The organism is Acinetobacter sp. B-6, from assembly GCF_056930735.1.
In genome coordinates, this window is record NZ_JBXPBY010000002.1 from 233410 (window position 1) to 247074 (window position 13665).

Consider the following 13665-nt stretch of genomic DNA (forward strand, 5'->3'; position numbering starts at 1 on the left):
ACTAGACTAAGCTGTCTCTAAAAACTTGAAAAATTATATTCTTACCAAACCAATGATCTTTCAAAATAGATTGATAAAAACACAATAAGCTTCTTTCATAAGTCGTTTTTAATACCATAAATCAACATTAAAGCCCCTGCACCTTAACCTTCTCCCGAAGGGAGAAGGTACTTTCAATCCCCCATATGATTCGGACCACATGATCATTTTTTTGACTCATAAAATCGATCTAATATATTGTTTTATATTTAATTTAACAGAGGAAAACCGTTCTTAATTATATTTGAATTCACCAGCCATAAGTGACTATATAATACTTCATTCATGAAAGAAAGGTCCTTGAGCGCCTCATTACTCATCCCCAATTAATTCTATTTCAGCCTTAATGAAGTATTCACGCAAATAATCATTCATCATAGTAGAAGCTTCAGATTCGCTCAATTCATCTACGATCCAAAAAATGTATACATTTTTTTTGATGTGAATTATTTTTCTATTATATTTTACTATTCTCTGTAATTTATTATCTTTAACTTTAAAAGATTTATCATGGGAATCTCCCAATAACTTGCATCCATTCCACGGTCCACCAATACAGATGTTCATTTTAATCCATTTTAGCTAAAAATTTGTCTAAATTAAAAATGGTCTACATAACAAAATAACATGTACCATCACACAAAAAACTCCAGTAAAGGAGATAGAAAACACATTAGCAGTCTCTAAGAAGGATTTTCTATTCAAAATACTTTTATCACATTGGCAGAATATGACTATTTCAATTTTTTTCTTTTAAATCAATATTTAACATTAGTTTATCTAAATAAACTATTTAACTGATATTTTAATTTCAAAGACAAAAATACCCAGTGATGAAGCAAGTTAGTATATGAAATTTAAAAATTGTGTGGATTGACCCTAAACAATAGAGTGGACAGTCGATCAATGTTCATTTTTTAACACATTTCTGTGTTTACATTGAAATTCAAGTCTTAATCGAAGCTTATGTCCAAATATCTAAACCTTAGACTTCTCCACTAAAAAGACAGCAATATTGAAAGGCTATTTTCTCTTTGACGACATATACACAGACACCAATAAGCGATCACGAACAATGATGATTTCAAATCTATCTCTATCATCTCTATCTCTGTTTTTCCATTGTTAGATTTTAACCAACGTTTAGTGAATCCCATGATTTAAGAATTCAAATCTCTTATACTTGGTTGTCATGAGATTTGTTTTTAAATATATGTACACATATGTACATAATTTTTCTTCAAACATACATAACTTTATACGGCTTTAAAAATTTTTAAATCTCTTTAATCCTGAATTATAGAGTTAAAAAATTTAGTATTTTTACATATTATGATGAGCTTTGATGTACTTTAAAAATCTTAGGAGTTTCTTGAATGCAAAAACCGATCATCTTTTTTGACATGGACGGTACGCTCCTCGATTTGGCTTTTGACGATCTCATCTGGAACACCAAACTCCCTGAGCGTCACGCACAAACACATCAATGTAGTTTAGAGCAGAGCCAAAACACCCTGAATACATTTTATCAGCAACATAATCACACACTGTGTTGGTATTCTTCAAAATACTGGTCGGAAAAAGTGGGCGTAGATGTTTTAAAATTACAATATGAATATAAAGACAAAATTGCAACTCGACCAGGTTGCTTTGAACTACTGAAACAATTAAAAGCACAAGGTTATCGTTGCTGGCTACTTACCAATGCAGATTGCGCAGGATTGCAGCTTAAACTTGAAAATATCGACCTAAGCCCTTATTTTGAAGTGATGATCAGTAGTGAAGAAATTGGATATTCCAAAGAGTTTGTCGAATTCTGGGAAATTCTTCAGCAGAAATATCCTTTTGATCCTCAAAATGCTTGTTTGGTTGACGATACTACTCCTGTACTCAAAGGTGCTGAGAAATTTGGTATACAACATTTGATTACGATTACTCAACCATCAAGTGGTCGTGCAGCACGTCATGTCCTTGAGTTGGAATACCCTGCAATTCATCATTTAACTGAGCTTTTACCATTACTCACCAAGTTAAACTTAGAAAATAAGGATGTCGATGTCAAAACAGCCTGAGAAACAACAACTTGAAACAATGCGTGTAGACAAGTGGCTTTGGGCTGCACGTTTCTTTAAAACACGCTCGATTGCCAAAGATGCAATTGAAGGCGGCAAAGTTCATCACAATAATGAGCGTGTCAAAGTTTCTAAAGAAATTCGTGTGGGCATGGAATTAACCATACAGCAAGGATTTGATCGAAAAACAGTGGTGATCAAAGCATTGTCTGCAATTCGTGGCGGTGCGCCTATTGCACAACAACTATATGAAGAAACAGAAGTCAGTGTGGCACGTAGAGAGTTGATTTCAACCCAAAGAAAATTGCATAATCTAGCGCGACCTGATCATCGACCGAGTAAAAAAGATCGACGACAAATAAGCAAATTTAAGCAAGAAAATGATCAGCAATTTGACCAATCTTGGTCCTATGATGATGACTGAATTCGTTTAAGTTAAGTACGACAAAATATGTCGTACTACTGTTTTTAAAGATAGAACCATTTTTAATTTTCTGTCACTATTACTCCTGTGGACGAAAGATCAAATTTAATGACATCCACTTAAGATATTAGTGATATTACATCGTTTGAGGTTTACGAGATGGATGATAACAAAAGCAAGGCACTGAACGCGGCACTTAGCCAAATTGAAAAACAATTTGGTAAAAATACAGTCATGCGTTTAGGGGATAATACTGTACAAGCTGTTGAAGCTGTTTCTACTGGCTCTTTAACACTTGATATTGCACTAGGAATCGGGGGCTTACCAAAAGGACGTATTGTTGAAATTTATGGTCCTGAATCTTCTGGTAAAACCACAATGACTTTACAGGCAATCGCACAATGCCAAAAAGCGGGTGGAACTTGTGCCTTTATTGATGCCGAACACGCTTTAGATCCACAATATGCCCGTAAACTTGGGGTTGATATTGACAATCTTTTAGTTTCACAGCCAGATAATGGTGAACAGGCACTTGAAATTGCCGATATGCTTGTTCGCTCAGGTGCGATTGATCTGATCGTTGTCGACTCTGTAGCTGCATTGACTCCTAAAGCTGAAATTGAAGGCGAAATGGGTGACTCTCACATGGGCTTACAAGCACGTTTGATGAGCCAAGCATTGCGTAAAATCACTGGTAATGCAAAGCGTTCAAACTGTATGGTAATTTTCATTAACCAAATCCGTATGAAAATTGGTGTTATGTTTGGTAGCCCTGAGACCACAACTGGTGGTAATGCATTGAAGTTCTATGCTTCAGTACGTTTAGATATTCGTCGCATTGGTCAAGTCAAAGAAGGCGATGAGATCGTTGGTTCTGAAACCAAAGTGAAAGTTGTTAAAAATAAAATGGCTCCTCCTTTCCGTGAAGCGATTTTCCAAATCATGTATGGTAAAGGTGTTAATCACTTGGGTGAGTTGGTTGATCTTGCAGTTGCTCAAGAACTGGTTCAAAAAGCAGGTGCATGGTATTCCTACCAAGGCGATAAAATCGGTCAAGGTAAAAACAATGTCATTCGCCATTTAGAAGAAAATCCTCAACTGGCGCAAGATCTTGATCGTATGATTCGTGAAAAGCTCTTAACTACAGCAAATGCTGCACCTGTTGAAGAAAAAGAAGAAGAACCTGACTTTTTAGATGTTTAATCTGATCTATCATTTCTTTATTTTTCCTAAGCGCCTTTCGAGGCGCTTTTTTATACAAATTATTGAATTGAAATTGATTGTGATTTCTAATAAATTTCAGTTATAACTGATTTAAAATGATATTCAACATCAAATACATTTATTCTTATGCAGACAAATATTACAAGATTGGCTGAGTTTTTATTTTTTCAAGGTCCAAGAATTACTCAAGCAAAAATAGATCAACATTTTAAAAATAAGACGATTCTGATTACAGGTGCCAGTTTTGGAATTGGTGAAGCATGTGCGAAACGTTTAGCACATACTGAATGTACCCTGATTTTAGTTGCGCGAAGTACTGATAAACTTTTACAGCTAAAAAATGAATTAGAACGTGGTCACTGCCATGTTGAAATGGTCCGTGCAGATTTATATGAACTGGAAGCAGCTGAAAATATATTTCAAAGTCTGCAAGAGAAAAATTTACACGTTGATATTCTGATTCATAATGCAGGTAAATCCATTCAACGTTCGATCTGGGAGAGTTTAGATCGACCTCAAGATATTGATCGCTGTATTGCAATTAATTACATCAACCCTGCTCAACTCACTCGTTTATTATTGCCAGACTTAAAACTGAAATGTGGGCAAATTTTGGTTGTTTCTACCATTAATGCCAAACTATTCGCTCCCCCACTTTGGTCAAGTTATCAAGCATCTAAAGTTGCTATGCAACAATGGATCCTTGCCATCCAACCCGAACTTGCTATTCAGCAAATTGATACTAGTATCATTTATTTACCATTGGTACGCACACGTATGATTTTGCCAACCAAACACTATGATCACATGCCTGCAATGCAGGCACAAAGTGCAGCAAATGCAATTTTAGATAGCCTGATCGGACATAAACGGCAATGGCAGCCATGGTGGTTAATTTGGGCACAAGTTACATCAAGTCTATTCTCAAGACCAATTTATTATTTTTATCGCTTTATTCTTGGACGGAAAAAGTAAAATGTCATGGCGATTCGTAATCAAATGGTGTCTTAGTCTGTTATTCAGTGTTATGAAACATGGTGTGCATCTATACAGTATTTTAGATGCGCAAACCCGAATCAATAAAAATAAAACGGCATTGATTATCGATGGTGTAGAGGTGAGTTTTCAGGATTTAAAACATCGTACTGATCAACTTATTTGTGAATGGATAAAACCAGAATATCAAAGTCAATTTCCAAATCAACTTGCACTCATGCTTGAACAAGATTTAGATAGCCTGGCTGCTTTATTTGCTTTAAGTCGTTTAGGCAAGGATATTGTGATCATTAACCCCAATTTAATCGAACATAAACTTCAAACGCTGCTAGATCACAAAAATTTTTATTTGATTGGGCATTTAGCGCGATTAAAAAAAATTAAAGTTCAGCATTATTCAGATATTCCACCACAACACGACTCACAACATTTTCATATCAAACGCTATTTTTTTAACAAAATTAGTGTCTGTTCCTCAGGGTCTACGGGTATTCCTAAAGTAGCAACACGACATTCAAATCCACTGCAATGCCTGCCTTTACTAGATCTCATGCTTAGACAATTAAAGTTCTTTAAAATTAAACGGATTTTTGTCATGACACCGATCTGCCATGCTGCTGGCTTAACTGCAAGTTTAATGGCTTTAAGCTTTCATAAGACCGTCATCTTGCAAAATCGCTTTGATGTACAAAGTGCCTGTTTATGGATTAAACACTACCAAATTGATTGTCTAAACTTAGTACCCACAATCTTACATAGACTGATTAAGTCTCGCTCAATGCTCAGCTCGGTCCAGCATATCATTACAGGAAGTTCGCCTTTAAGTGCTCATTTGGTTCATCAAGTTCAACAACACTACCCTTACATTCAATTATTCAATCTATATGGAAGTTCAGAAACTGGGATTAATATGATCGCAACCCCTAAGGATTTAAAAACACATCCGGACAGTATTGGTAGAGCTATTCAAGGTGTAGAGTTTAAAATTACTGATCTATCAGGAGAAATTCTCGAACAGGGTCAAATTGGTACTTTATGGAGTAAGTGTGCGTGGTCAATTACCCCTAATCAATGGATTGAATGTGGTGATTTAGCTGTCCGAGATTCGCAAGGATATTATTATTTAAAAGGTCGACGTGATGATATGTTAATCTGTGGGGGGATCAATATTTATCCAATTGACTTAGAAAATATTTTATACCAACACTCTCTCATAGAATATGCTCAAGCATATGCGGTAGATGATGTAGATCTAGGACAATGTTTAGCAGTTAAAATCATCCTTAAACAATATTTAGATCTCAATCAATTACAAGATTGGATCAGTCAAAAGGCACCACGATATTTACGTCCAAAATCGATTTTTATCATCGATCAGATTGAATCAGACAGTATTGGTAAGCCTATTTAGTAAATTGAATAATATGCCTGACATGACAGTTCACCTATTCATCTATCTGTACAGCTTATGCGCTGTTAAAACCCCAAATAGGCGCTACACTATGACAAATACCAACGAAAGTTATTGTTATTAAAGATATGAGCCAAGCTAAATTTCCTAAGATGCTAGACTATGAAAAACTAAAGCAGCAGTTTGGCGAGGATGAAACTGCACCTCTTCCTCCAACTAGCACAATAAGCAATGAGGTAAATAATGAGCATGCCTTTATCGCTGATCAAGATTGCACACCAGCACCACAGGGCTTAACGGGAACACGTTTACGATCATATGCTTTTGCAGTCTTAACCCGTAAAGAATATTCCAAAGCAGATCTTATTGAAAAACTGATGACTTTGGCACAAAGCCGTGAAGAAGTTTTAACATTAGTGGATGAATTATCTGAAAATAACTATCAAAGCGATCAACGTGTCGCTGAAATGACGGTTCGTAGCCAAGTTCGCAAAGGCAAAGGACCTAATCGAATCAAGTTGGCCTTGCGTGCTAAACATCTCGATAAAAGCTTAGTACAAGAAGATATTGCTGAAATTGATTGGTATGAACAAGCTTATCAACTCAAAGTCAAAAAATATGGTTTTGAGGTAAGCAAAGACCCTAAAATCAAAGCTAAACAAATTCGTTTCTTACAATATCGTGGCTTTGAAATGGACGCGATTATGAAAGCGATTTCTAGAAAAGAAAATGAGGATGGATAATAAATATCTAAAATGAGTTAAAGATAAAGTACGTAGCGATTGTGTAATAGAAGAAAAAATTATATTTTGGATAATTATTAGATTTAGAAAATCTGGTGGCAACCCTACTAGCAAAATTTCGGCACATCATAGTTCTGATACCGTTGCTACCTTCCGGTCCTGGCGGGGTTTTCAGAGTACAATTGCGAAACCACCAGCAGGGCTACCATTGCAAGAACAGAGTATAGAGATTTTTTATTTTCTTGCAAGCCAAACATTGTGATTTTCTCAAGTTATTCATTCGTTTGCTTATTTCATCATCAATGTGGTTATCTTTTGCAAAAAAGCCATAAAAAAAAGCCATAAAAAAAAGTTGAGTGGATTAGACTCGGGCTTTATGGCTTGAGGGGGAAACTTAATCATCATTAAAACGTGTTATGGCTTACTCATATTTAAGGATTCACCTGCTCTCTTTAAAAACGATATCCAATGCCTAAATAGCTCATCAATGGATCAATCTGAATTTTAGTTTTGGCATAAATCAATTGTTTTCCAGTATTGTCATTTAAAACTGAAATGGTGGCTGTATTGTCAAGTTTTGCATATGATACAGATGCCGTGGCAAACCAATTCTGTTTAAAGTCATAAGTAAACCCTGCAGAAAAGATCGGAGCAAAAGCATCGTTTGCATCTGCTTTAACTCGCATTTTTCCTGTTGAAGCTTTACCATCCAAAGCAGCACCTGCCTTATGATCATCAATATTTTGAATCATATGCCCCGCTGCAATTAAATCATTTTTAACGCCAGCATTGACTTTAATCTCATTGAAATAAGCATACATAAAGCCAAAACCTAGAAATGGTCTTAATTTATTAATACCAGGTCGCCCAAAATAATATTGTGCTTGTAATGCTGGTGTCCAAGCTCGTGCTGAGGCGGCATAGTTATATTGATCTAAATTTGTAATTAACAAATTATTTTTTAAGTATAAATTTCCGGAATCCCCGCCGAATGGCTGTGAGGTCGCTGAAAATGGTGCATATATCTGCCCTTTTCCTTTTAAATCTACAGTAGGTGGAATACCGCCCATCAGCTGAATCGAAACATGTTCATTGATGTTATAATTAAACATTAGCCCAGCCGTATTGACGTTTTTAACTTCCAATCCTGCATTTGCCGTCCATGCACTTAAGCCATTAATTTCAGCGATACCTGTAGCATATTCAAGCGCAGCTTCAGGATTCTCCGCATTTGGGACCAGCTCCAAAAGATTATCAAGCACATATTTCCCTGTCGTAGGGTCTTGCATATTGACCAAACTAATCAGTTGCGGGTCCATTTGATTGATTCGAGCTTGATCTAAATTTTTAGCAACAGCAGCCCCTGAAATCATCCCTACTTTAGACATTGTTTTTTCAGCAACAGAAGTATTAATCCTGAAAGGTTGAGCATCTCCTGTTGACCGCACATTCAGCCAACCCGCTGAAATGGAAAATCTTTTAAAATCTTGAGCATATACCATATGACTAGCAAATAAGTATGATACGCCAAGTACAATGTTTACATACAATAGCTGATTTTTCATACACTCATCCTTAAATATAAATTTATTTTTACTAAATAATTCACATTAAGAATGTATACAAAAAAACAATTTTGACATTTAAATTCAGACGAAGTGAAAATGATTAATTATAAAAATCTATATATCATTATTATAAAAATTCAAAAATATAATTTAAAATGATTCAAAAATAAAATCATAAATTTATTGAAAATTAAAAACACTTCAATAATTTATCGTTTTTAAAAATATAATCAAAGCATCAACTTCATCAAATATAAAAAAAGTTCACAGTCCCAATATAATACACAAAATAATCATACACTCTCAAACAAAAATGTATTTCGTTTTGTACATAATGATTAAATTTGTGATCTAGACATAAATAAAACTTAAAAAATAATATTAATATTAAAAATTTAATATCAAATATGGAGTAACACACATAAAAATCAAGCTAGCATATTTATATAATGAAAATTTCATAGAATAGCTCACCCTCTTTTCACTTTTTCTCAAAGTTTGACCGATCTCGAAGCTTCCCTATTATCAAAGATAAGAAAGAATACTCAATATGATTAACCAATCATCATTTTTAACAAATATAGTCAAACCGCCTATTTACATACAAGTGATTCATCTTCAATCAACTTTATGCTTTTTATATGAATTTTTAAAAGTTTTGCTTAAACAATTTTTGATTTACTGATTGTTTTGCTATCGCGAAGCGACATGGATGGTCGCCATGTTGAGTGGGGATATATGAGCAAAAAAAAAGCACTAGTTTGTTTCCAGCGCAAGAGTGAAACACCATCTACACAAAACAATTTAAACTTTAAATGTAAAACGTGGCATTGCAAGCTTTATATCAGTAAACAATATATTTATCGCATTGATTTTATTGATCTAGAAATTATATTTACTGTATGAGTTTTTCAACAGATTGACTATAAAATGATAAATAATACCTACTCGCACTTGTTCTATTAAATTTAAACATTCGTCAATGCCTAACAAAACTGTGACATCGATCCAGAAACCCATACTGGTTTTGATATAATCGAGAATTCAGACATTTTGATGAGACTTAATTAACAAACTTTACCTTTTAAAATTAAATTGCTTTATCCATAACAAAGATTCAGCGCAACCATGATAAATAAAATGTACTCAATAAATAACAATGGCTTGATTGCAACCACAGTCATTAGACAAATTGCTGTAACACATTCGTCATCTCAAAAGCTTAATTCCCCATTGATCAACGGATTTATTACAAAAAGCCTTCACATTCCACTAGAATTATCTGAACATTGTAAAAGCACCTTGCAATTCCGCTTCTAGCCGTTTTTAATGATCACATTTACTGGTTTTCAAGCAACTTTATTCCTTATTTGGGAAGATTTTGACTTTAATGGATTTTCAATTATGCTAAAAAAGCATGCTCTCTTTTCGATTGCCTTACTCAGTTCAGCATCTTTATATGCGATTCCAATTGAGTCTCGTGGATTAAGCAACGCGTCCTCAGGAAATGATATAGCGAATTCCCCTGCTCCAATTACTGGAAATATGAATTGGGATCTTATTCAAAAGAATCAGCAACTCGAAAATCAGATTCGTGAATTACGTGGCAAAATTGAAGAACAAGATCACGCTATTGATCAGCTCAATAAAGAACTAAGCAATCGCTATACCGACCTCGATCAACGTCTTGAGTTATTGAACCAAAAGTTAGAGCCAGACAATAATTCTCAAGAACAACAAACACCTGCTGAAAATGCACCGACGACAAATCCTACTGTCGAAAATCCAGAACAGACCACACAGACAGCAGCACCGAATCAAACAGCCACACAACAGCAACCTGCAACACAAACAGCTCAAACCTCAGCAACACCTACAAACAGTAACAATACCAGTGATCCTATTGCGCTTGAAAAAGCCGCCTATACTGTTGCTTTAGATGCTTATAAGAAAGGTGGTGCAAAACAAGCCATTGCGCCAATGCAAAATTTTATTAAAAATTATCCAAACAGTATTTATACAGGAAATGCTTATTTTTGGTTGGCTGAGTTTCAATTGGCAATTGATCCACCGAACTACAATGAAGCTAAAAAGAATTACGAGATCGTCGCTGCTAAATTCCCTAACTCGTCAAAAGCACCACGTGCTTTATACCAACTTTATAGTATTGCAAAAGATGTCAATAAAAATACGCAAACAGCAAATGTCTATAAAAGTAAATTGTTAAGCACCTACCCTAAGTCTGAAGAAGCAGGTTATTTCAAAAAGGGCTAAAAACAAAGTCATTGTGTTAGTTATAAAAAATGCCTCATCGTGAGGCATTTTTTATATTCAGCTTTTTATCATGAAATGATTAACGCACAATACCACGTTTAGATTCTAATACAGAATCTATCAGCAATTGCGCTTCCTCAACTTCAGGAAGAATCTCTTGGCGAATGCGTTCAATTGCCTGTTCAGTCGTTAAATTTTCTTTATAGATCAATTTAAAAGACTCTCTTAAGCCTTGAATCACGTTCTTAGACCAGCCTTTACGACGCATTCCTTCAACATTCATACCATATGCATGTGCAGGATTACCAGAAACCATCACATAAGCTGGTACATCTTTTAGGATGAGTGATGCTCCGCCAATCATACTGTAAGAATCAATCTTACAGAACTGATGGATACCCGAGTTTCCACCAACGATAACAAAGTCACCAATATGAACATGACCAGCAATACCAACATTATTTGCAAAAATATTGTTATTTCCAATCTGGCAATCGTGTGCAATATGCGTATTGACCATCAGTAAGTTATTGCTACCCACTTTGGTTAATCCATGATCTTGTACAGTTCCACGATGTAGACTGCAATGTTCACGAATCTTATTGTTGTCACCGATTTCCAACCAAGTTTCTTCACCTTGATATTTTAAATCCTGACAAACTTCACCGACACTCGCAAACTGAAAAATTTCGTTGTTTTTTCCAATTCGGGTAAACCCACCAATCACAACATGTGAATGGAGTTTGGTACCAGCACCAATGGTCACTTGAGGTCCAATAATACAATAGGGACCAATTTGAACATCAGGTGCTATCACTGCAGAAGCGTCAATAATAGCGGTTGGGTGTATTAAATCGTTACTGCTCATGCCTGCTCTAATTTCTGATGAGAAATGATAATTTCAGCTGTCGCTGCTACCACGCCGTCAACACTGGCAGTACATAAATACTTGTAAATGCCACGTTTTTGCATGAGTAATTCAGATTTTAGCACGAGTTGGTCACCTGGTACGACTTGTTTTTTAAATCGTATTTTTTCAGCGCCAGCGAATAAGAACAACGAACCAGGTCGAGGTTTTTCATTATTCATGATAAAACCAAGCACACCCGAAACCTGTGCCATCGCCTCAACGATCAAAACACCCGGCATAATTGGATAGCCAGGGAAATGACCTTGCATAAATTCTTCATTAATTGAAACGTTTTTGTATCCTACAATCCCATTCTCTGTAACTTCAGTTACACGATCTACAAGCAAGAACGGATAACGGTGAGGAAGATACTCACGAATCGTTTGGGTTTGCATTGGTAATTCAGGAACCGTAAAAGGTAGAGATTTAGACTCAGTCATAATTATTTACGCGACTTTAAAGTTGATTCAATGGACTCGATTTGAGCCTGCATATGATCTATTTGTTTCACCAATTTGGTCAATGGCACATCTGCTAATTGTCTTAAGCGAACAACTGTTCTTTTCCAATGATTTGTTTCAAATTGTCCAGTTCCTGAAGAATAAGAACCTGCTTCAGAAATACTTTTTGTGACTATTGACATTCCAGTAATCGTCACATTATCGGCAATTTTTATGTGACCAACCACCCCAACAGCACCAGCAAAGATACAGTTTTTGCCAATAATTGTGCTGCCGGCTATACCACACTTCGCAGCGATAGCCGTATTCTCACCAATCTGAACGTTATGCGCGATTTGCACAAGATTATCAATAATCACACCATCATGGATAATCGTATCATCCAAGGCACCACGATCCACGCTACAGTTTGAACCGATCCGCACATCATTTCCAATACGGACAGAACCCAACTGCGCGATACGATTCCATTTTCCTTGATAAGGTGCAAATCCGAAACCTTCGCCACCAATCACCGTATTGGCATGAATTCGGACACGGTCTGCAATCTTAGTCTGACCAGTCAGTGTGACTTGAGAATCAATAAAGCAGTCTTTACCAATCTCAACACCATCATCTATTCGAGTATTAGATTGAACAATCGTATTGGAACCGATGACACAATCTTCACCGATTACCACATAATGCCCAATATAAGCATCATCAGCAATAATCGCAGATGGAGAGATCTGAGCTGTACTTTCAATGCCACGTTTCATCACTTTAATTTCAAATTGATGCGTAAGCATTGCAAAAGCAAGATATGGATTTGCAACCACAATGAAATTCTGATGATTAGAAAGTTGCTCTTTTAACGCAGCTGTCACAATTAAAGCACCAGCTTTAGAATTCTGTGCTTCAGCTAAATATTTATCGCCATTGACGAAAGCAATATGATGAGATTGAGCCTGTTCTAAACTCGCAAGTCCACTGAGTAGCAACTTTGGTTGACCAATTAGCTCACCCTGAACAAGTTGAGCTAATTCATCGAGATGAAATTGATTTGATCGCATTGATTATTTAATTGCATTAACCTTTTGGATCATTTTAGCAGTTAAATCATTCTTTGCGTCATACGCAAGTGCTGAATTTTTATTCAAAATAAAGTCTAAACCTGCTTCTTGGCGCAATTGTTCAGCAGCTTGCTTTACGCGCGTTTCAAAAGTCGCATTGGTATTTTGAATTGTGCTCTGAACTTTTGCCTGAACACCTTGCTGAATCGTTTGGAATTCATTTACTTTAGCTTGGTATTGCGCATTGATTTGCTGAACATTTGCACCTTGAGCTTGAGCTTTTTGCTTCAACGCTTCAATATCTTTAGTGATTTGTTCTAATTTAGTGGTTTGCGGTTTAACAGATTGCTCTAAACTTGCATTTTGCTGTTTTAAGAACGTACTACTCTCTACAACTTTTTCCAAGTCAACCACACCAAAGCCCGCTGCTTGAACCAGTCCAGCAAACCCTAAGCCTAAGCCCATCACCATCATTTTCATTGTTTTCATAT

The 13665-nt window shown here is 35.8% G+C and carries 13 protein-coding genes and 1 other RNA gene; 7 read left to right on the forward strand and 7 right to left on the reverse strand.

Annotation, left to right across the window (positions count from 1 at the left end; genetic code table 11):
* Positions 1-351: 351 nt before the first annotated feature.
* Positions 352-606, reverse strand: coding sequence for a hypothetical protein (locus AC1Z3T_RS03800; RefSeq protein ID WP_005031928.1), 255 nt, complete (start codon positions 604-606; stop codon positions 352-354).
* 809 nt (positions 607-1415) lie between these two features.
* On the opposite strand from AC1Z3T_RS03800, the gene AC1Z3T_RS03805 reads away from it, so the two are divergent.
* The 6 genes from AC1Z3T_RS03805 (at position 1416) to AC1Z3T_RS03830 (ending at position 6909) form a co-directional block, all read left to right on the forward strand.
* Positions 1416-2111 carry an HAD-IA family hydrolase gene (locus AC1Z3T_RS03805; RefSeq protein ID WP_005031930.1) on the forward strand — a complete coding sequence of 232 codons (696 nt, stop codon included), beginning with the start codon at positions 1416-1418 and terminating at the stop codon, positions 2109-2111.
* The gene (locus AC1Z3T_RS03810) at positions 2095-2535 is read left to right on the forward strand and encodes an RNA-binding S4 domain-containing protein (RefSeq protein ID WP_004830486.1); all 441 of its coding nucleotides are present in this window, start codon (positions 2095-2097) and stop codon (positions 2533-2535) included. The genes AC1Z3T_RS03805 and AC1Z3T_RS03810 overlap by 17 nt, the downstream gene beginning before the upstream one ends.
* A gap of 159 nt (positions 2536-2694) precedes the next feature.
* A complete protein-coding gene (recA, locus tag AC1Z3T_RS03815) occupies positions 2695-3738 on the forward strand; it encodes a recombinase RecA (RefSeq protein ID WP_004830485.1) in 1044 nt (347 codons plus the stop codon).
* A 147-nt stretch (positions 3739-3885) separates the two neighbouring features.
* Positions 3886-4734 (forward strand): SDR family NAD(P)-dependent oxidoreductase, encoded by an 849-nt coding sequence (locus AC1Z3T_RS03820; RefSeq protein ID WP_100885355.1) that lies wholly within the window; start codon positions 3886-3888, stop codon positions 4732-4734.
* A gap of 1 nt (position 4735) precedes the next feature.
* A complete protein-coding gene (locus AC1Z3T_RS03825) occupies positions 4736-6166 on the forward strand; it encodes a class I adenylate-forming enzyme family protein (protein ID WP_100885356.1) in 1431 nt (476 codons plus the stop codon).
* Between the two features lie 128 nt (positions 6167-6294).
* The gene (locus AC1Z3T_RS03830) at positions 6295-6909 is read left to right on the forward strand and encodes a regulatory protein RecX (RefSeq protein ID WP_004830482.1); all 615 of its coding nucleotides are present in this window, start codon (positions 6295-6297) and stop codon (positions 6907-6909) included.
* A 102-nt stretch (positions 6910-7011) separates the two neighbouring features.
* On the opposite strand, the gene ffs is transcribed toward AC1Z3T_RS03830, so the two are convergent.
* Positions 7012-7108: signal recognition particle sRNA small type (ffs, locus tag AC1Z3T_RS03835), an RNA gene on the reverse strand.
* Positions 7109-7361: 253 nt separating this feature from the next.
* Positions 7362-8474, reverse strand: a complete 1113-nt coding sequence (locus AC1Z3T_RS03840) for an OmpW/AlkL family protein (RefSeq protein WP_419319509.1) — start codon at positions 8472-8474, stop codon at positions 7362-7364.
* 1404 nt (positions 8475-9878) lie between these two features.
* Here AC1Z3T_RS03840 and AC1Z3T_RS03845 point away from each other — a divergent pair.
* Complete coding sequence (locus AC1Z3T_RS03845; RefSeq protein ID WP_026040395.1) at positions 9879-10751, forward strand: YbgF trimerization domain-containing protein; 873 nt, start codon at positions 9879-9881, stop codon at positions 10749-10751.
* Between the two features lie 79 nt (positions 10752-10830).
* On the opposite strand, the gene lpxA is transcribed toward AC1Z3T_RS03845, so the two are convergent.
* The 4 genes from lpxA to AC1Z3T_RS03865 are packed head-to-tail and all read right to left on the reverse strand — an operon-like array spanning position 10831 to position 13663.
* Positions 10831-11619 (reverse strand): acyl-ACP--UDP-N-acetylglucosamine O-acyltransferase, encoded by a 789-nt coding sequence (gene lpxA, locus AC1Z3T_RS03850; RefSeq protein ID WP_004830478.1) that lies wholly within the window; start codon positions 11617-11619, stop codon positions 10831-10833.
* Entirely contained in the window at positions 11616-12101 is a 486-nt protein-coding gene (gene fabZ / locus AC1Z3T_RS03855) for a 3-hydroxyacyl-ACP dehydratase FabZ (protein ID WP_004719745.1), read from the reverse strand. Before fabZ ends, lpxA begins: the two co-directional genes overlap by 4 nt.
* Before the next feature lie 2 nt (positions 12102-12103).
* Positions 12104-13174 (reverse strand): UDP-3-O-(3-hydroxymyristoyl)glucosamine N-acyltransferase, encoded by a 1071-nt coding sequence (gene lpxD, locus AC1Z3T_RS03860; protein ID WP_100885358.1) that lies wholly within the window; start codon positions 13172-13174, stop codon positions 12104-12106.
* A 3-nt stretch (positions 13175-13177) separates the two neighbouring features.
* Entirely contained in the window at positions 13178-13663 is a 486-nt protein-coding gene (locus tag AC1Z3T_RS03865; protein ID WP_042085500.1) for an OmpH/Skp family outer membrane protein, read from the reverse strand.
* Between the last annotated feature and the right edge of the window lie 2 nt (positions 13664-13665).

Excerpts from the sequence above, each read along its gene's own strand:
- AC1Z3T_RS03800 (WP_005031928.1), bottom strand. The coding sequence starts at position 606 with ATGAACATCTGTATTGGTGGACCGTGGAATGGATGCAAGTTATTGGGA.
- AC1Z3T_RS03805 (WP_005031930.1), top strand. The coding sequence starts at position 1,416 with ATGCAAAAACCGATCATCTTTTTTGACATGGACGGTACGCTCCTCGAT.
- AC1Z3T_RS03810 (WP_004830486.1), top strand. The coding sequence starts at position 2,095 with ATGTCAAAACAGCCTGAGAAACAACAACTTGAAACAATGCGTGTAGAC.
- recA (WP_004830485.1), top strand. The coding sequence starts at position 2,695 with ATGGATGATAACAAAAGCAAGGCACTGAACGCGGCACTTAGCCAAATT.
- AC1Z3T_RS03820 (WP_100885355.1), top strand. The coding sequence starts at position 3,886 with ATGCAGACAAATATTACAAGATTGGCTGAGTTTTTATTTTTTCAAGGT.
- AC1Z3T_RS03825 (WP_100885356.1), top strand. The coding sequence starts at position 4,736 with ATGTCATGGCGATTCGTAATCAAATGGTGTCTTAGTCTGTTATTCAGT.
- AC1Z3T_RS03830 (WP_004830482.1), top strand. The coding sequence starts at position 6,295 with ATGAGCCAAGCTAAATTTCCTAAGATGCTAGACTATGAAAAACTAAAG.
- AC1Z3T_RS03840 (WP_419319509.1), bottom strand. The coding sequence starts at position 8,474 with ATGAAAAATCAGCTATTGTATGTAAACATTGTACTTGGCGTATCATAC.
- lpxA (WP_004830478.1), bottom strand. The coding sequence starts at position 11,619 with ATGAGCAGTAACGATTTAATACACCCAACCGCTATTATTGACGCTTCT.
- fabZ (WP_004719745.1), bottom strand. The coding sequence starts at position 12,101 with ATGACTGAGTCTAAATCTCTACCTTTTACGGTTCCTGAATTACCAATG.
- lpxD (WP_100885358.1), bottom strand. The coding sequence starts at position 13,174 with ATGCGATCAAATCAATTTCATCTCGATGAATTAGCTCAACTTGTTCAG.
- AC1Z3T_RS03865 (WP_042085500.1), bottom strand. The coding sequence starts at position 13,663 with ATGAAAACAATGAAAATGATGGTGATGGGCTTAGGCTTAGGGTTTGCT.